An 18179-nucleotide genomic window follows, 5' to 3' on the forward strand; every position below is an offset into this window, starting at 1 on the left:
TCGATCATCCCGATGGAGTCGAAAATCCGTGGCTCTTTCGAACTATCGCAGGCGCAATTGATGGGAAGAGTACTTCCGCGTCCGAAGCAGATCGGGCCAGTCGCTGAAGAGCTTCGATAGAGTCGGGCCACGTTCAACGCGATATGCAAGTTGCCCCGGAATCGTGACCAGGATCTCGGTGCCAAGTCTGGGCGTACTGGCGATGGCCAACTGCGCCCCGATCTTCACGGCGCGCTCCCTCATCCCGATAAGACCCCAGTGATTTGGCACTGATCCACGTTGGAGTATCTCTCGCGGGATTCCTCGACCATTGTCCCTGACCGTGATCCGCAAGTCCCTCCTGCCGTAGACGATCGTCACTACGATCTCGCTTGCGGCTGCGTGAACGAAGGCGTTGTGGAGCGCCTCCTTGCATAGTCTGTAGATGTCCTCGGAGACGATGGAGTTCAGGCGCATCGAAGGACCTTCGGTGACTACCTGGTAACTGGCGGCAGCAATCCGTGAAAATTCGACGGCTGCGGCAGTGAGGTCTCTCCCCAGTTCGTTGCACTCGGTCGACCTGGTGCGCAGATCAAGCACCAGCTCCCGCCCTTCCAGCATCACTCGGTCGGACTCAACAAGCGTCGCTTCGATCAATCCACGAGTCAGGTCATTGGCCGGCAATCGCTGCGAAGCTGACTGAAAGCTCAGCAGAAGCCCTTGCACGCCCTGGAAGAACGTATCGTGAAGATCTCTGGCGATTCGTTCCCTCTCCGCCAGCCTCTCGCAGAGCCGGGTGCGAACAGCTTCGCTCGCCTGCTTTAGACTGAATATGTAATATCCCCAACCGAAGAGGGCGACGAGCACTACCGCCGCGAGATCGAAAGTCCAGCTTCGCATAGAGGCGGGAAACATCCTGCCAGCCATCGCTGAGGTCGCGGCGACACATGCGGCTACGATGTAGCGTGAGGTAAACGTTGGCAATGGGATTCTCCTGTGACGGACCTCGCGATCGTGGTCCAGTGGGGAGAAGTTTTGCAGTGCCTTACCGTTTTATCCGCTAGATGCTTTATTTTCTTCAGCTTGACAGGATGTTGCGCCGACGTTCTAAACGTTGATTCGGCCAACGAAGGGTGAAATCGTGACGGATGAACGAATGAGATGGGTTCCCGTGACGGTGGCGGAGAAGACCGAGGTTCGGCACGAGCTGGAGGATGTGCTCACAGCTCCCTCATTCGTCAACAGCAAACGCTATCCGGCATTCCTGCGCTATGTAGTGGAGAAGGTGCTGCACGGGCAAGCTGAGGAGTTGAAGGAACGAACGCTGGGAGTCGAGATCTTTCATCGTGCGCCGGACTACGACTCGAACAACGACACCATCGTTCGGGTTACGGCGGGCGAGGTTCGTCGAAGGCTGGCCGCGTACTATGACGGACACGGAGCGCAGCACGCGGTCAAGATCGTATTGCCGCTGGGGTCTTACATCCCTGAGTTCTTCCGGATGGAAGGGCGTCTGGTCGAGAGGGGCTTTCCGGTGCCGATGCCTGCTGCGCGGCATTCGCGACGGTGGGTACTTCCAATGATTGCGGCCGTGGCTGTCGCGCTGCTATTCGCCGGATGGTGGACGTTCCGGGAGACTTCGGTTGAGCGGTTCTGGAAGGAGGCCGGCCCGGCGTCCGTGATCCTTTCTCCGGGAACGATCGTGACCTCAGGGTTCCCGCCGGTCGTGCAATATGGCGACAGCACGCACGATAGCGTCTGGGTCTCTGTAGAGAGCAGCACTGCCATTGCGCGCATCACACGGATGCTGGGCGCGCAGAAGAAGGACTTTTCAATCCGGCCGGCCGCCTCGCTGACTCTTACTGACCTACGGACGAATCCCGTGGTGTTGATCGGAGGATTCAACAACGATTGGACGATGCGTCTAACGGACGGCCTTCGGTTTCATCTCTGTCCCGTAAAAGCCGGGCGCTATTTCATGGATCGCGAAGATCCCAAAAACATCTGGCAGTCTCACAGCAATGCCCAGGAACGTGTTCTCGACTTCGCGCTCATTGCGAAGTTTCACGACTCGATGATCGACAACACGGTGTTTGTTATAGCAGGGCTTAACAAAGGCGGTACAGATGCCGCTTCAGAGTTTGTGACGACGAAGCGGTTTCTTGATCTGCTGGACCGGCAACTTCCTCGCGGGTGGGAGAAGCGCAACGTCGAGGTAGTTCTGGAGACGCATAGCGTCAGCAACAAGAACAGTGCGCCTAAGATCGTCGCGACGCATGTCTGGTGAGGTCGAGTGCCTGTCCGCAACGAACTACACGACTGACACTGACCTCCCGGACACAGACGATTCGTTGATTGCGTCGATCAGCCGATGCAGCTCCACTGCGTCAGCGAAGGTGCGGGCGGTTTTCTCTCCCGTGTGGCGGTCCGACTCGAACGCTGCATAGAGCTGCGCCAGGTCTTGCACGCTCACGTCAAGATTGGACGGAGGAATCAGACCTGTCGACGGCGGCAGAAGCAGCGACGCCCACGCACCCTTATCGCCTTGAGCAGCTTCGATCACATCGTGACGTTTTGTTACGAAGGCCCGCTCGTTGAAGATCTTCAAGTCACCTTGAGTACCGGTGATCTCAATCTGCAATCCAGCGAGGTTCTGCTTGCCACCTTCGAGGTGAATCTGGAAGAGCGCGCTGTCGACTAGCTGTCCCATGATCATGACCGCATCAGGCGTTTCGTTCGGATACACCTTGCCTGTCGAAGCAAGAGTCAAAGCCGGGAACTGGGTCGCTACGATTGCGCTCAGCATCCTCGGCTTGCCCACAGCGTGGAACAGCATGTCCATGAAGTGACCGCCATAAATCGAGAGCACATGGGAGAAGTTGCTCGCCGAAAGTGTCCATTCGAGTGACGCCGATCGCGTTGGTCCAAAGGACTCCATGCTCACGTGCATCCGCACGGACCGTATCTCCCCGATGTATTGCTCACGAATAAGTTCGGTCAGGTGGAGAGAGCTCGCGCCCAGCGTGCGTTGCAACCCCACACAATGTCTCACTCCTGCTTATTCGGCGAGTCGGAGCAGTTCTTCGGAGTCTTTCGTGCTTGTGGTCAACGGCCACTCACAATAGACGTCTTTTCCCGCCGCAATGGCAGCTTTTACGATCCATGCGTGCTCCTGCGCTGGCGGCAGTACGGCGATAAGATCCACGTCCGCAAGGCTGACGAGATCCTCAACTCGATCGAAGGCGTGCTCGATCTCAAACTCCTTTGCTATCGCCGCTGCCTTCTCCATGCTTCTGCTGCACACCGCCGTGATCTTGTACTGCGGAAGAAGCCTGAGTGCGGGTATGTGGCCGTAGGTCGCCCAGTTGCCGACACCTACAAGTCCAACTCGAATGGGTCGCTGCTTTGACATAAGGCTTCCTGTTCTACCGCACAGCTAGTAGCGGAAATGGTCTGCATTTCGGCGAACGAACTCCGCGATCTTTAGTGGAGGCCTGCCGGTGATCTCTGGAAAGTTGTTGAATACTTCATCCGCCCTAAGATCAACTCCATTGGTAAGGTCGGCGTAGCTGTTGAAGACGCACTGCATGTATGCCGGTTCCGCGCCTGCAGCAAGGACGTTCTGCAGAAACTCCGATGGTGGTCGTGGCTCATAAGTAAACGGCTGCCCCATTACTTCGCTGAAGGTCTCGGCGAGCTCGTCGTAGGTCTTCGCCTCATACCCAAGTCGATACGTCTTGCCAGCGTGCTTGTCTGGATCGACAAGGCATGCAGCAGCGACTGCTGCAACATCGTCGCAATCGACCCAGCTCAGCCGCGCGCTGCCTACATAATGGCGGATCACACCTTCCTTCACGTAGCGCTCGCCACCATAGCCGAGTAGGTTCTGCATGAATATCTCCGGGCGAAGATGCGTGAACGTCATGCCGGACCACTCGATATAGCGTTCGATAAATTGGTGCCAGCCATAGTGCGCGACACGTGTGTCGTCATCACCACACGCCCCGAGATGCACAATCTGCTTAACGCCTGCGCGCTTCGCAGCGTTCACGAGGTCCTTGCTCTGGCGAAGCATGTCCACGGTGTACCCCGTGGCCATGAAGATGCGATCCACGCCTTCGAGCGCGGTCGCGAACGTTGAGAAATCGTCCAGGTCGAGATGCACAATGGGCACTCCGAGACTCGCAGCTTTCTCGCGATTGCGTGCGGCCGCGACCACCTCAACAGTATCGTTTGCGGCAAGTAGCGGGATCAGAGCTCCGCCAACCTGGCCGGTCGCTCCCATTACAAGCACTCGTGGTTTTCCGTTCATTTCTTCCTCCTGAATACCGATATGAAGTCGTGACACTGTGGTCAGCCTTAGTTGTTGAGAGACTCGGCTGCAAGGGCAATGATGTCAGCAACAGCCTCCGGATGAGACATGAACGGGCAGTGACTGGATGGCACCGATCGAACGGTTGCGTTCATTCGCTTCGCCAGGAACTCCTGAGCCGACGGAGGAATCATCTGATCCTCTGTGCAGACCAAATACCACGATGGAATCGTCTTCCATGCCGGTGCGCCTTCTTGTCCGATGAACGCCGCAACACTCAGAGGCTTTTGAACCGCAGCCATAACAGCAGCTTCATCCACTGTGGCACCACCCGCGAAGGAGTGGTGGAACTTCTCTCGATTGATCCAGAGGAAGCCGTAAGCGTCCGGCTCAATCGCCGTCGAGCCAGGCGAAGGCGGCCCTTGCTTCGATAGCGACTCGAGGCTTTCACGTTCATCGAGTCCAAATGCAGTGATGTACACGAGCGCCTTCACCTGAGGTGCTGCCGCCGCAGCGCCCGTGATGACCGCGCCACCATAGGAGTGGCCTACTAGCACTGTGGGCTCAGGTTGCTCCAAGAGAAGACGGCGGGTCACTTCCATGTCGTTTTCAAGGGACGTAAGCGGAATCTGGGCGGACGTGACGGTGAAGCCCTTTGCCTGCAAAAGCAGAATGACCTTGCTCCAGCAGGAGCCATCGGCCCAGGCTCCGTGTACCAGCATGACGTTTGCGCTTTTACTCATTTCACTCTCCTGTTTGATATCGGTTTTCGCGCCAGGTGCAACGCCGTATGCGGGGTAGTCCGTGGAGCGATGGGTTACACCCCGAATGTAGGGCTAGCGCAACGATTGTCAGAGACTACTTCGGGTGAGCGGGCATGGGCTCTTTAGAGCTACGCTTACGGAACTGCAGGTGAGCGAACGCTGGTGTTCCCTGGAGCGATCGGCGGCGAGTTCATCCAATCCGCTTCTCGGTAGCTCTTTCGGGCTAATCGGGTTCCTTCCCCCAGCGATACACTAAGGCTGCTACTACGAGTCCAGCACCCCATGATGAGTTGTCGCGCCTCTAGAAGATCGCAGGAGCTCTCGCTCGACGTACTCGCGAGTCCGCGCACCTTCTCAGGGCCATATGCCCAGCCTTTTAAGCTATCGTCTAGCGAATCGCCCCAAGAGAGATGTAGAGGTCATCAAAGATGACCGACGTCCAAGAGATTCGCGTAATGATCGTCGACGATCATCCTCTTATGCGTTCCGGCATAGCGGGCGAAATCAACTCGCAGCGAGACATGCAGGTAGTGGCTGAAGCCAGCAACGGCGTGGAAGCCATCGCCGCCTATCGGGTCCATCGCCCAGACGTGACGCTCATGGACATCCGGATGCCTGATATGGGTGGCATCGAAGCAATCACGCAGATCCGCGCGACATATCCCGCCGCGAAGTTCGTCGTCCTTACATCCTCTGCTGGCGACGTACAGGCGATGCGGGCCCTACAGGCAGGCGCTACCGGGTATCTTTTGAAGAACCTTCTAAGGACGGAACTCATCGATACGATTCGCGTCGTTCATTCTGGACGGCGGAAGATCCCGGCGGAGATAGCGCAGCAGATCGCGGAACATGCCATGGAAGACGTGGTTTCGGCGCGCGAGTTGGAAGTGCTTCGAGGAGTGTCTCAAGGCAAGGCCAACAAGATCATCGCCGATGATCTCTGCATCTCGGAACACACAGTCAAGAACCATATCAAGAGCATTCTCTCGAAGCTCGATGCGAGCGACCGCACCGACGCTGTAGTCATCGCCATCCGGCGCGGTTACATCGAGATGTAAACGGCGTACATGCTTGATGACTCCATTGGGCTATCCAGAAAGGAACCAAACGAGACTGTCGCTCCGGCGCAGGCGGCTCTACTTTGGTCCTGGGGACAAGCGCTTCGCAAGCATTGGCGTCGCGCGAGTCCTTCCATTCGAAAGGACACCCTATGACACTTGCTCGTTCTATCGCCACTACTGCGGCAAAGGCCACATTCATCTTTGGTTCTGTTTTCTCAGCGACGGCATTCTCGCAACAGCCAGCAACAGGGGCGATTCGAAACGTCGTGCTTGTACATGGCGCCTGGGCTGACGGCTCAAGCTGGTCAAAGATCATCCCGCTGCTGGAAGCGAAGGGTCTGCACGTTGTATGCGTGCAGAATCCTCTCACCTCGTTCGCTGACGACGTCGCGGCCACGAATCGCGCGATCGATGCCCAGGATGGTCCTGTGCTTCTTGTCGGACATTCCTATGGGGGCGCGGTCATCACGGAAGCGGGCAATAAGGAAAAGGTCGCAGGCCTTGTCTATGTGGCCGCCTTCGCTCCCGACAAGGGCGAATCAGCGGGAAGCCAGAGCAAGCCCTATGGGCCGACTCCTGGCATCGCGGAACTGCGTCCCCTTGAAGACGGTTTCCTGGTCTTGACTCCGAAAGGCATTGCGGAAGACTTCGCGCCAGACCTCTCCCCGACCGAACACTCAATCCTGACTGCGACGCAGACTCCCACGCAGGGCTCGGCTCTCGGCAGCCCCATCACCGAGCCAGCGTGGCGAACGAAGCCGACGTGGTTCATCGTCGCGGCAAATGACCGTATGATTTCGCCCAAGCAGGAGACAGATTCCGCCAAGAAGATGGGTGCCAGGACGTTGACCTTGCAAAGCAGTCACGTGCCCATGCTGTCGAAGCCATCCGAGGTAGCAGCATTCATTATCGAAGCGGCCCATGCGCAAAAGGTCGGCCACTAGCAAGCGACCGCTCCATCCCGCCTATGCCCTTCGTTCACTCTGATCGTTGCTACGAATGCCTCGGGAACGCCATGGATGCGCAAATCCCGAGACACACGCCGTAGATACGACCCACGTGACCGGACATTCGGAGGAGGCGGCACAATCGTGCCGCCTCCTATCGTTCTTTCCCCGAGAACGGACGCAGCCTCACAAACACCGACACGCCCACCGGATGCGAGCCGTAGATCGGCTGCAACGCTTCAGGTACGCCATAGGTCGTTACCTGTGCACCGAGCGCCGTCCGCACATGTGGCAGCACATCGACGTCGCGGTCGTACCCAAACGTATACGCCGCAACGTGGCCAATCGGCCCTTCCTGAAATCCCGCGGGCAAAGGATTTGCACCGTTCACAAGCTCATTCGATCGCCCCGCGTTCTCTATCCGCGTCCACGCATAGTTGCGTGTCTTGAAGCGCAGCAGCGACTCCAGCAGATAGCTGTTCTCTTTCGAATCGTCGGCGAGTGACCTCGTTCGTCCCCACACCAAAGTGTTCGACCAGTTGCCTTCGTGAAATGGCCGGTTGTACATGATCGAAGCCGTTGTCCGCGCCTGGTCTTCGCTGGGGAAGAGCTGCTCCGGGCTCTTCAGCCGCGCATAGGACAACTGCCCGCTCCAGTTCTGCGCAGGCTGTAGCGTCAGCCGCGTCGACCATGAGTCTATCTTTCCCTGGTCGATGTTCCAGCGAAACTCGTCCGGCTCACGTCCATGAAAGCCGCCAACCTCAACGCGCGCGATGCCATGCGTCACTCCGACTGTGACCACGTCGCTGGCAATATGCGTCGAATCTTCCTGATGATGCCCAAGACTGCCCACAGGATCTTCAGACGCCGATGCGCGGTGCGGATACGCCGTCGGTCCAATCGGCGGATCGCCGATAGGCGCGGCATAGAAGGACAGCAAGGTCTTCTCGCCCAGCTTCACATCGTAGAGCGCCGCAAGCTCCATGAAGAAGTCGTGCGGATGCTGTCCGTCCGCGATGGGCTTGCCGAACGCCGTCTCGCCTTGTTGGAAGAGCAGTGGATACTGTCGCTCCGATATGGTCGCGGGCTCCAGGCTGAACATAGCTCGCAACGTAAGCTGTCCAGGCCCAAGGCGGCGTTCCGCCATAGGCATAAACCAATTTGTCGAATAGAACTTGTCCGTGCCGCGCGGCCCGCTCTGCTGGGTATCCGTGATGAATGCGTTGGCGTGAAACATGAGCATCCACGGTCCTTTCATCGTCATCAGCATCGGCGCTGCGGTGGAGTTCGGCTCCGCGCTCGTTCCCGAGGAGGCGTGGTGCATGATCTCTTCGATAAAACTGTGCGGGTGCATGTTCTGCATCATCTCGTCCATGCCAGCATCCATTTTCATGCCCTGCATGGTGTCGGGAGATTTCACTTCCTGCGCCTGGAGCGAGAGGCATAGCGATAAGACAGCGATGGTTATTGCGTAAATCTGTTTCATGAAAAAGGTCCCTGCTTCGCACCTGGAGGTACGAGTCTGCTTTGCCGCTGAACGCAAGCATCGTGCAGAGCCGTACCCGTTACAGGGATCAGGTTTCTACCGATACGACGGAGCGATATGCGGGACTAGACGCGGAGAGTTACGAGCAGAGGATCTCCTACAGGGCGAAGCGGAGACGCCTTTGAATGAGCGACGAAACGATAAGCAGCGACCAAGGGCTGAATCGGTACTGGCTCTACAAAGATCCAGTGGACCGCGGCAACGCTTTCGCTCGTTGGGATGGAGCTCATCGTCGCGAGCGGCAAAGGATGCCGGCACAAGCCCGCATCCGAACTCTCAAATCGAAGGTTCGCTGCGGTGGATGCTGACGAGTGCGGACTGCTCATGCCAGAGCAGTGCATCCCAGCCATAGTCCCATCCGTCGATGCGGTGGCAGCGCCATGACACTGAACTCCGCCGCCGAGACCGCATGCAAGTTCGCACACAGCACTCTGCGTACTCGCGCCCAGCATGAGGCAGGCGAACAGCAATGTGAGCACGGACTGGAGGCGCTGTCTCATCTACTTGAGTTTAGCCGAAGAGGCCGATTGAAGTGTTGGAGCACTTCAATCGGCGCGTTGCGACTCCGCGAGCAGAGGTTGGTCGGTAGGATCTTTCAGCGATGTCCCAGTCGATTGCAGCCGCCGCGCTTCGATTGCGAAGTACGCAATTCGCCGCGCTGCATCCTTCGGCGAGAGGCCTTCGCTACGGATGTTCGAGATGCAGTTTCGTTCGGCGTTTGTGCGGCCCAGGCGCGGCTCCCACGTGATGTAAGCCCCCAGCGAATCTGCAGCGGAGAGACCGGGCCGTTCGCCGATTAGCATCACGGCAAGCTGTGCTCCCAAGGCTGCGCCTATCTCATCGCCGAGGGCGACACGCGCCTGCTCCGCTATCACGACCCGCGTGATGTTCCATTCCGCTTGAACCAGCGGCAACAGAAAATCGATGACTGCAATCGCGTTGCGATCCGCTGCCAGAGCAGAGAGCCCATCCGCGATGATGATCGTAAGCCGCGGCCTTGTTCCTTCACTCACGTCTGCATGGAGCGCGTTCTTCGCCGCCTCGCCCAGCGTGCGGCCAAGGTCTGGCCGTCGCAAGTACGTCGCACGATCTGGAGCCGCGCTTTTCACCGCGACTGCCTCAAGTCCGCGATCATGAAGCTCGCTCAGCAGCGTCGGCAGGCTCAGATGCGCGTGTACCGCATCGCGGGCCTGCGCATGGTCACGGGCAAAGGCGAGATTGTCGCGCGTGGTAATGCTGTTGCCAGTCCTTGCTAACGAGACGCGCGCCGGTGTCAATGCACGAAGGTCTGTCTCCGCGAGAGCGATGTCTCTTGGTTCATCGAGCGAAAGGGCTTCAGACGCCGCCTCTTCAGACAAGGATCGCCGATCCATCCCTCGCCTCGCTTCCGAATACCTTTCGATACCGCGCGATCTCTTCCGCCGGTCCCGTAGCCTTGCGCAGATTATCTGAAAGCTTTACTGCCGGCCTTCCCTCGACCGACTTCAGCTTGCAGACGAGGCTGATCGGTTCCAGCGCTGCATCGCCGCGAGGATGGCAGCCGCGGAAGTCGTTCGTCAGCAGCGTTCCCCATCCGGCGCTGAACCGTATGCGCTCGTTGAAGTACGCATGCAGCTCCAGGATCTGCTCCACATCCAAGCCATCGGAAGCGATGAAGCGCTTCTTCCGCGCATCCCTGCCATGCTTCGTCAGCCACGCAATGTACTCATCGCCCGCGATCAGTGGGTCTTTGCTGTCACAGCGTTGGCCGGTCCAGTCCGCGACCCACTCCGGCGCGCCTTCGAGGAACTGCGTTGTCCCAAAAGTGTCCGGAAGCATTACGAGCAGCTCACCGCCATAACTCTTCTGCCATAGCTCCAATACACGATACTGCGATGCATAGAGTTCTTCGTCGCTGTTCGCCAGCGCGGCAAGCGCCATAGGCAACTCGTGCGCGTTCGTGCCGATCGCTTCCAGGTCGTGCTTGTACGCGAGGTGGGTGTTCGAAGATCCGGTGAAGCTGCTGCCAAGCGACGTATGCAGTGCACCGACGACGTACTCCTGCCATAGAAACGAGTGCCGCCGCCGCGTGCCGAACTCGGAGAGCCGTACTCCCGGTACAGTCCGCAGTCGCTCGATCTTGTCCCAAAGCTTTGTCTTGGCGCGTGCATACAGCACATCCAGCTCCAGCTCTGAGAGCACAGCCAGAGCGGAACGAGTCCGCATCTCGCTCACCAGCGCCAGCGCATAGATCTCCCACATCGTCACCTCGGTCCAAAGACCAGAGAAGCGCAGCATCAGCTGGCCCTCCTGTTCTCCAGTTAGAGCAATGATTTCGTAGTCGGAGAGCTTGAAGCCGTGCTCGAGCCAGTCGAGAAACCCCGGCTCGAAGATGCTCCGTGTGCCGTAGAACGTATTACCCGCCAGCCATATCAGCTCCGACTTGCGAAAGCGCAGCCCACGCACAAACTCCATCTGCTGTCGCAGCAAGTCGATCGGAATGTGCTCGGCCAACTTCACCGACAGTGTTCTGTTGAAGACCTCCGAGGTTACGTGCACCTGCGGAAAGTTCTTCCAGATGAACTGCAGCATCAGCAGTTTGTAGAAGTCCGTATCCAGCAGCGACCGCACAATGGGGTCGAGCTTCCAGTTATGGTTATGGGCGCGCTCCGCGAAGTTAACCTGCATCTGTGGTTTATCTCGTCTCTTTCCGCAAGTTTAGATCATAAAGGCTGGATTTTGATCCGGCGGCGCGTTCGGAGAAGGAGACCGACGCGGTGCCTCTCCACTAACCCTTCGATACCCACAGTGTCGGGTCTAGATGATTGGTTTATAGAAGGGCGACGGTCTAGCTGCGAGGTGTGGGGACGGCTAAGTGGCGGCGGGTTTGACCCTTACGGTTCGCCGTGCTCTAATTGGCGCGCTTGTCTGGCTGGCACCTTCATCGGCCCCAATTAGTCCTATAGGAGCTCCTGTCTATGCAGGTGGTACCTCTTCTCGCACTCGCGCTGCAAGGATCGAACAACTTGTCCACACCACAGACCGGCGATGATGGCCGGTTTTACCTTTGGGTCGCTCTTGGGGTTGCGGTGGTGGCGCTTGGGCTGGCGTTGATGCTGGCACGGGCGGTGATTGCGTCCGACTCGGGGACGGCGGAGATGCAGGCTATCTCGAATGCCATTCGCGAAGGGGCGGAGGCGTTCTTGAAGCGGCAGTACCAGACGATCGGGGCGATTGCACTGGTGCTGGCAGTGGTGGTGTTTGTGGGATATCACCTATCCCCACGGACGGCACCTTATGCGGGCAAGACGGTGGTGAGCTTCCTGGTAGGAGCGGTGTGTTCCGGGTTGGCAGGGTTTACAGGGATGTACTGCTCGATACGAGCGAATATACGAGCGGCTTCGGCGGCGCGGTCAAGTCTCGATCGCGCATTGAAACTGGCGCTGCGGGGAGGAGCTGTGACGGGGTTGGTTGTCGTCGCACTGTCGCTGCTGGGAGTGGCTTCGCTGTTCCTGCTGTTTGGCGGGTTGGATCATCCGGAGCAGGTGCCGTTTCAGCTTGTAGGGTTCGGGTTCGGGGCTTCGCTGGTGGCTCTGTTTGCGCAGCTTGGTGGAGGGATTTATACGAAGGCAGCGGATGTTGGGGCTGACCTGGTGGGCAAGGTCGAGGCGGGAATTCCGGAGGACGATCCGCGGAATCCAGCGGTGATCGCGGACCTGGTGGGCGATAACGTGGGCGACTGCGCGGGGCGTGGCGCGGACATCTTTGAGTCCACAGCAGCGGAGAATGTGGGCGCGATGATTCTTGGCGCAGCCCTGTTTCCGGTCTTCGGGCTCAAGGGAATTCTGTTTCCGCTGATCGTGTTGGCGATCAATCTGATCGCTAGCATCGTCGGCGTGTTTGTGGTGAGCACAAACGAGACGGAAAACCCGATGAATGCGCTGAATCGTGGCTTTTATGTGACGTCGGCGCTGGCTCTAATTGGACTGGCTGGGGCAGTGTACTCGATGCTGAATGGGCCTGGGGTGCATCCGGAGTGGCTGCTGGCCTGCGGTGTTGTGGGGCTGGTGACGGCGTTCCTGTTTGTGTGGATTACGCAGTACTACACGGAGGCGCGGTATCGGCCGGTGCTGTCGATTGTGGAGGCTTCGCTGACCGGGCCGGCGACGAACATCATCAGCGGGCTCGCGGTGGGCATGGAGACTCCGGCGATGCCGGTGGTGGTGATCTCGGCGGCGCTGCTGCTGAGTTACTTCTTCGGCGTAAAGGGGCTTGAGGATGTGACGATCGTGAGCAATTATGCCAAGGGAATCTACGGCACAGCGATTGCGACGATGGGGATGTTGAGCTGTGCGGCGTACATCCTGGCGATGGATACGTTTGGCCCGATCACAGACAATGCGGGCGGGATCATTGAGATGTCGAACCAGCCGGAGAGCGTGCGCGAGCGGACGGACAAACTGGACTCGGCGGGTAATACGACCAAGGCTCTGACGAAGGGATATGCGATCGGTTCGGCTTCGCTGGCGGCGTTTTTGTTGTTCTCGGCTTACCTGGAGGAGATCAAGACACTGGTGGAACAGAAGCTGGCCGTGGCGCACGCGGCTGGACTTGCGACCTCGATGCCGGCGGGGTGGAGTTTTACGAACATTAACCTGGCGCAGATCCCGGTGTTTGTGGGAGCTCTGCTGGGGGCGATGCTGACGTATCTGTTCAGTTCGCTGGCGATCAAGGCGGTGGGGCGGACGGCGCAGATGGTGGTGAAGGACGTTCGTGATCAGTTCCGCGAGAACCCGGGGATCATGGCGGGAACGTCGAAGCCGGATTATGCGCGATGCGTGAATATCGTGACCAGCGCGGCGCTGAAGGAGATGGTGATTCCAGGGCTGCTGGCGGTGGGGTTGCCGGTGGCAGTTGGACTGATCTTCAAGCACTTCAGCTCGGTGTACCAGGCGAATGCGTCGTTCGATTCGGCGGGCGTGGCACTGGTGCCGACGATTGCGGGGCAGGTGGTGAACCTCGCCGGGGCGGAGTCGGTGGCCGGATTGCTGATGGTGGGCACGATTGCCGGCGTGCTGCTAGCGATGCTGATGAACAACGGTGGCGGCGCGTGGGACAACGCGAAGAAGTTTATCGAGACGGGCAAGTATGGCGGGAAGAAGTCCGATGCCCACAAGGCAGCGGTGGTGGGCGATACGGTGGGCGATCCGTTTAAGGACACGGCGGGACCGAGCCTGCATGTGCTGATCAAGTTGCTGGCTACGATTACGCTGGTGCTGGCTCCGCTGTTCGTATAAGAGACGGTTCTGTCCTGCCGGACGGGCCCGCTGCGCGCGGTGCGGTCACTTCGTGACTTGTATACCGCTTCGCGTGTGCTCGCGTTGGTCGCGACCCCAAGATATGTGACGAAGATATAAGCTGTAGCCAGATTGCCTGGTGTCTCGCAAGGGGGCCAATTTGGTCAGTGGCAGGTCGGATTCGGTTGGGCGTGGCGGTGCGGGACTATGAGTCAGGGGCCGAGGTTGCGGCTGCGGGTGCATGGCGTCTCGAATGGTCTGTGGAATGAGGATCTCGCGGCGATTCCGAAGGAAGATCGGACGTGGGGAGTCTATAACTACATCTCGCTGTGGACCGCGATGTCGGTCTGCATTCCGACCTATATGCTGGCGAGCGGATTGATCGCGGCAGGCATGACGTGGAAGGAGGCCCTGGGGACGATCCTGCTGGGGAATGTGATCGTCCTGGTGCCTATGATTTTGAACGCCCATGCCGGCGCGAAGTATGGCATTCCCTTCCCGGTTTATGTGAGGGCGAGCTTTGGCGTGCTCGGCGCGAATGTTCCGGCGATGCTGCGGGCTTTGGTGGCGTGCGGATGGTTTGGGATTCAGTGCTGGATCGGTGGTGAGGCGCTGTTTCGTGGGGCGAAGATTTTTTTGCCGGGGCTGGGCGAGGGTGCGATCTGGTGGTGCTTTGCGGTGTTCTGGCTGCTGAACATGGGCGTGGTATGGCGCGGGATTGAGACGATCAAGTCGCTGCAGGTGGTGGGCGCTCCGTTCATGCTCGTCGTAGGACTGTCTCTGCTGTTCTGGATGGTGGGACGGGCGGGCGGGTTTGGCGTGGTGCTCGCGGATGCGGGGGCGTTTCGCGGAATGGATGAACAAGCGGCCGGGTCGGATTTCTGGAAGATCTTCGTGCCGTCGCTGACCGGAATTGTGGGGTTCTGGGCTACGGTGGCTTTGAATATTCCGGACTTCACGCGGTATGCGCGGTCGCAGAAGGCGCAGATGGTGGGACAGGCGATTGGGCTGCCAATGGCGATGACGCTCTACTCGTTTATCGGGATTGCGGTGACGGCGGCGACGGTGATTGTAACCCCGGACCACAAGGCGATCTGGAACCCGATTGAGGTGATTGCCAGCTTTCATCAGCCGATGGTTGCGCTGGTCGGGCTTGCGGCGTTGTTGCTGGCTACTTTGAATACGAATCTTGCGGCGAACGTGGTGAGTCCTTCGAACGATTTTTCGAACCTGCGGCCGAATCTGATCTCGTTCCGGATGGGTGGGCTGATTACGGGCGTGCTGGGCGTGGCATGTATGCCTTGGCGGCTGGTGGCTGATCCAGAGCGGTATCTCAACGGATGGTTGGTGGGCTATTCAGGGCTGCTTGGGCCGATTGCTGGGATCATGATCGTGGACTACTTCGTGATTCGCGGGCAGGCGTTGAATCTGGATGAGCTTTATGTGCGGGGCGGGGCTTATGAGTACTGGGCTGGGTATAACCGGAGAGCTCTCGTAGCGTTGGCTTTGGGAGTGGCGGTGGCGCTGGTGGGGCTGTTTGTGCCTCGGCTGCACTGGCTTTATCAGTACGCATGGTTTGTGGGGTTTGCGGTAGCCGCGCTGGTTTACCTGATGCTGATGAGTGGGCCGGATGTAAGGGCGATGATTCCGCCGAACCCGTTGCTGCTTCCTGTGGATGGGTTTGAAGCGGAGTCGCCGATGGCTTGAGGGCAGGGTGTAGGGGATAGGGTTGAGGGTGTAGGGTCTTAGCGGAGGAGGGCGCCTAGTTCGTTTGCGGCGTTGCGGAGATGGGGGAGGAAGCGGGTCTGCATATCGTAGACGGGCATCCGGGGAGCGCTGCCGCTGAGATTGAGCGTCGCCACCATGCGGCCAGAGGGTGTGAAGACCGGGACGGCGAGGGACCGCAGGCCGACTTCGAGTTCCTGGTCGACGAGAGCGTAGCCGTTGCGCCGAGCGTTGCGCAGGAGGACCATCAGCTTGTCCGCTGTGGTGACGGTGCGGGTGGTGTGGGGCGTCAGAAGAACCCGAGCGAGATACTGCTCTATCCACTCGGCGGACTGATGGGCGAGGAGGACTCGGCCCATGCTGGTGCAATAAGCGGGAAGACGGCTGCCGATGTGGAGGTCGACGGCCATGACGCGCGATACGGTGGTGCGGGCGATGTAGACGATGTCGTCGCCGTCCAACGTGGCAACTGAGAAAGACTCATGGAAGGCCGCAGACATGCGCTCGAGGATGGGTTGGGCACTGGTGGAGAGCGCGTTGGAAGCGGTGTAGGTGTTCGAGAGCGAGAGCAGCTTGGGGCGAAGAGCGTAGCGGGTGCCGTCTTCGGCGCCGGCGAAGCCGAGCTTGGTGAGGGTGTAGAGGCAGCGGCGGACGGCGGCGCGGGAGAGGCCCGTCTTGAGCGAAAGCTGCGAGATGGTCATCTGCGGTGCCTGCTGGGTGAAGGCCTGGATGACGATGAGACCGCGGGCGAGCGAGGTCATGAAGTTGGGGTCGCCGGAGTAGATGTCGAGGGACGAGGCAGGGGTCTGGCGAACGGGCGCGGCCGGCTGAGCTTCTGCGGGCTTCTGAGCTTCGATCGGAGTGTCAGCTTGCGATTCTGAGGAAAAACCACGGCGTAACGGAAGACTCATCTGTGTCCTTGGCCGGCCAACCGTGTGCGCGAAATTCGCCCTAGTGCGATAGCCGGACTAGTATCACGATAAACGCACAGGCGTTGGGAAGGCAAGAGATCGAGGGTTGGGTTCAAATTCGCTAGCTGAAAGAGTGAGAGGTCTGTGGCAAGTCGAGGTTGAGGCAGGTGCTTCGACTACGTCGCTCGCGATGAAGCTACGAGTGACTTCGCTCAGGATGACGGGGTTTGTTGTCAGGAAAGAAGGCGGTTCGTGCTGCGCACGAATGACCCACCTTAGCGACGATAGAACTGTCGCGAAGATGGGGCACCCGATCTGATAGAGGAGCAGGGTCAGGTGCGGGCGAGGAGTTCGGTGGTGCGACGCTGGCGGTAGACGAAGATCTCGTAGATCTGGCGGCCGACGAAGAGCTTATTCGCGAGTTCCCCGAGGGCTCCGAGGCGAAGCTCGTACTCCACCTGATCGCGAACCAGGGTGCCGGGGATGCCGGAGCGGTTCAAGACTTCGAGGCGATGGCAGTGACGCCAGTAGGCGAAGGGGCCGCGGGCTAACTGGACGTCGCAGAAGTGGTCGTTCCAGACGAACTCGGTGATCTCGGCGTCCCAAGGGAGGCGGATGGGAAGGAAGGGTATGGCCTGGAAGGTTATGGTGAGGCGAGTTCCTTGCCCTGCGGCTGTGACTGGGGGTGAAGCGGGACCTCCCGGCCTAGGGGGAGGAGGCGCGAGGTCGGAACTAGTGATGCGGGCATGCTGCCACTCCGGCATCAGACGCGGCAGGTTTTCAGGGTTCGAGAAGAAGTCGAAGACGCTCTCGATGGGATACGGCAGCCACTGCTCGGCGTGATGTTTGTGTCGCATACGGAACCCATGCACAGGGTACATCCCGGAGTGCCGGGGTGGTTGTCCCAAATGAATCCATTTGGATGGGTTTGGCCAAAATGAAAAAGAGGCACCCGGAGAGGGTGCCTCTGGTTGTTGCATGAAAGTTCTTAGGAGGGCATCAGGACAGTGTCGATTACGTGGATGACACCGTTGGACTGCATGACGTCGGCTGTGGTGATGGTAGAGGTGCCGCCCTTGGCATCGGTCAGGATGATGTTCGATCCGGACATGCTGGCGGTGAGGTCTTCACCTTGCACGGTCTTGAGGGTGGCCTTGCCGCCGCCCTTCTTGATCATCTTGGCGAGTTGCTTGGAGGTGATCTTGCCGGCCACTACGTGGTAGGTGAGGATCTTGACGAGGGTGTCTTTGTTCTCCGGCTTGACGAGAGTGTCGACGGTGCCTGCGGGGAGCTTGGCGAAGGCATCATCGGTAGGAGCGAAGACGGTGAAGGGTCCGGGTCCGTTGAGGGTGTCGACCAGACCGCCCGCCTTGACAGCGGCGACGAGCGTCTTGTGGATGGGCGAGTTGACCGCGTTCGCGACGATGGTCTTGTTCGCGTACATAGCTGCGCCGCCGACGGTGGGATTCTCGGCCTTAGCGGTGAACGAGGTGACAGCGAGGACAGCGGCTGCCAATGCTACGAGGAATGTCTTCTTCATCTGAGTCGTCCCTTTCAAAGGAGTGTTCGTTGTTGAATCGTGCCCTTGTGGCACACATAGCATCTACGTCGAGCTTGTTGGAGTGGATTGGCTACAGAACTTAGGATGTGAGGAAAGC

Annotated in this window: 17 protein-coding genes; 5 read left to right on the plus strand and 12 right to left on the minus strand. The window is 59.1% G+C overall.

The genetic code is table 11. From position 1 onward, the window contains the following. Positions 1-42: 42 nt before the first annotated feature. Entirely contained in the window at positions 43-963 is a 921-nt protein-coding gene (locus HDF16_RS20870) for a sensor histidine kinase (protein ID WP_184221224.1), read from the minus strand. Between the two features lie 172 nt (positions 964-1135). Between HDF16_RS20870 and HDF16_RS20875 the strand changes: the two genes are divergently transcribed. Further along, the gene (locus HDF16_RS20875; RefSeq protein WP_184221226.1) at positions 1136-2266 is read left to right on the plus strand and encodes a hypothetical protein; all 1131 of its coding nucleotides are present in this window, start codon (positions 1136-1138) and stop codon (positions 2264-2266) included. Between the two features lie 24 nt (positions 2267-2290). Here the strand turns inward: HDF16_RS20875 and HDF16_RS20880 are convergent, their stop codons facing one another. Genes HDF16_RS20880 through HDF16_RS20890 form a run of 4 tightly spaced genes read right to left on the minus strand, consistent with a single transcriptional unit; the run spans position 2291 to position 5034 of the window. Beyond that, positions 2291-3019: a Gfo/Idh/MocA family protein gene (locus tag HDF16_RS20880; RefSeq protein WP_221312974.1), complete on the minus strand. Its 729-nt coding sequence runs from the start codon at positions 3017-3019 to the stop codon at positions 2291-2293. An 18-nt stretch (positions 3020-3037) separates the two neighbouring features. After that, positions 3038-3391: a Gfo/Idh/MocA family protein gene (locus HDF16_RS30290; RefSeq protein ID WP_221312975.1), complete on the minus strand. Its 354-nt coding sequence runs from the start codon at positions 3389-3391 to the stop codon at positions 3038-3040. 24 nt (positions 3392-3415) lie between these two features. Continuing rightward, positions 3416-4291 (minus strand): NmrA family NAD(P)-binding protein, encoded by an 876-nt coding sequence (locus HDF16_RS20885; RefSeq protein ID WP_184221228.1) that lies wholly within the window; start codon positions 4289-4291, stop codon positions 3416-3418. A 47-nt stretch (positions 4292-4338) separates the two neighbouring features. Further along, on the minus strand, positions 4339-5034 hold the full coding sequence (locus tag HDF16_RS20890; RefSeq protein WP_184221230.1) for an alpha/beta fold hydrolase: 696 nt from the start codon (positions 5032-5034) through the stop codon (positions 4339-4341). Positions 5035-5483: 449 nt separating this feature from the next. On the opposite strand from HDF16_RS20890, the gene HDF16_RS20895 reads away from it, so the two are divergent. Both HDF16_RS20895 and HDF16_RS20900 read left to right on the plus strand, forming a co-directional pair. Next, on the plus strand, positions 5484-6113 hold the full coding sequence (locus HDF16_RS20895) for a response regulator (protein WP_184221232.1): 630 nt from the start codon (positions 5484-5486) through the stop codon (positions 6111-6113). A gap of 152 nt (positions 6114-6265) precedes the next feature. Then, positions 6266-7060 (plus strand): alpha/beta fold hydrolase, encoded by a 795-nt coding sequence (locus HDF16_RS20900; RefSeq protein WP_184221234.1) that lies wholly within the window; start codon positions 6266-6268, stop codon positions 7058-7060. Between the two features lie 157 nt (positions 7061-7217). On the opposite strand, the gene HDF16_RS20905 is transcribed toward HDF16_RS20900, so the two are convergent. The 4 genes from HDF16_RS20905 to pncB form a co-directional block, all read right to left on the minus strand. Then, positions 7218-8549, minus strand: a complete 1332-nt coding sequence (locus HDF16_RS20905; protein ID WP_246409517.1) for a hypothetical protein — start codon at positions 8547-8549, stop codon at positions 7218-7220. Positions 8550-8674: 125 nt separating this feature from the next. Then, positions 8675-9109, minus strand: a complete 435-nt coding sequence (locus HDF16_RS20910) for a hypothetical protein (protein WP_184221236.1) — start codon at positions 9107-9109, stop codon at positions 8675-8677. Between the two features lie 45 nt (positions 9110-9154). Continuing rightward, positions 9155-9982 (minus strand): ethanolamine ammonia-lyase subunit EutC, encoded by an 828-nt coding sequence (eutC, locus tag HDF16_RS20915; protein ID WP_184221238.1) that lies wholly within the window; start codon positions 9980-9982, stop codon positions 9155-9157. Then, positions 9960-11276, minus strand: coding sequence for a nicotinate phosphoribosyltransferase (gene pncB / locus HDF16_RS20920; RefSeq protein WP_184221240.1), 1317 nt, complete (start codon positions 11274-11276; stop codon positions 9960-9962). The genes eutC and pncB overlap by 23 nt, the downstream gene beginning before the upstream one ends. Before the next feature lie 290 nt (positions 11277-11566). Between pncB and HDF16_RS20925 the strand changes: the two genes are divergently transcribed. Both HDF16_RS20925 and HDF16_RS20930 read left to right on the plus strand, forming a co-directional pair. Continuing rightward, entirely contained in the window at positions 11567-13885 is a 2319-nt protein-coding gene (locus tag HDF16_RS20925; RefSeq protein WP_184221242.1) for a sodium-translocating pyrophosphatase, read from the plus strand. 207 nt (positions 13886-14092) lie between these two features. Beyond that, a complete protein-coding gene (locus HDF16_RS20930; RefSeq protein WP_184221244.1) occupies positions 14093-15592 on the plus strand; it encodes an NCS1 family nucleobase:cation symporter-1 in 1500 nt (499 codons plus the stop codon). Positions 15593-15630: 38 nt separating this feature from the next. Here HDF16_RS20930 and HDF16_RS20935 read toward each other — a convergent pair whose 3' ends face one another. From HDF16_RS20935 to HDF16_RS20945, 3 genes are all read right to left on the minus strand, one after another. Next, the gene (locus tag HDF16_RS20935) at positions 15631-16521 is read right to left on the minus strand and encodes an IclR family transcriptional regulator domain-containing protein (protein WP_184221246.1); all 891 of its coding nucleotides are present in this window, start codon (positions 16519-16521) and stop codon (positions 15631-15633) included. A 332-nt stretch (positions 16522-16853) separates the two neighbouring features. Further along, the gene (locus tag HDF16_RS20940) at positions 16854-17378 is read right to left on the minus strand and encodes an SRPBCC family protein (RefSeq protein WP_184221249.1); all 525 of its coding nucleotides are present in this window, start codon (positions 17376-17378) and stop codon (positions 16854-16856) included. A gap of 131 nt (positions 17379-17509) precedes the next feature. Further along, positions 17510-18061 carry a fasciclin domain-containing protein gene (locus HDF16_RS20945; protein WP_184221251.1) on the minus strand — a complete coding sequence of 184 codons (552 nt, stop codon included), beginning with the start codon at positions 18059-18061 and terminating at the stop codon, positions 17510-17512. Positions 18062-18179: the final 118 nt, after the last annotated feature.

The sequence above is a fragment of the Granulicella aggregans genome (genome assembly GCF_014203275.1).
GTDB lineage: Bacteria > Acidobacteriota > Terriglobia > Terriglobales > Acidobacteriaceae > Edaphobacter.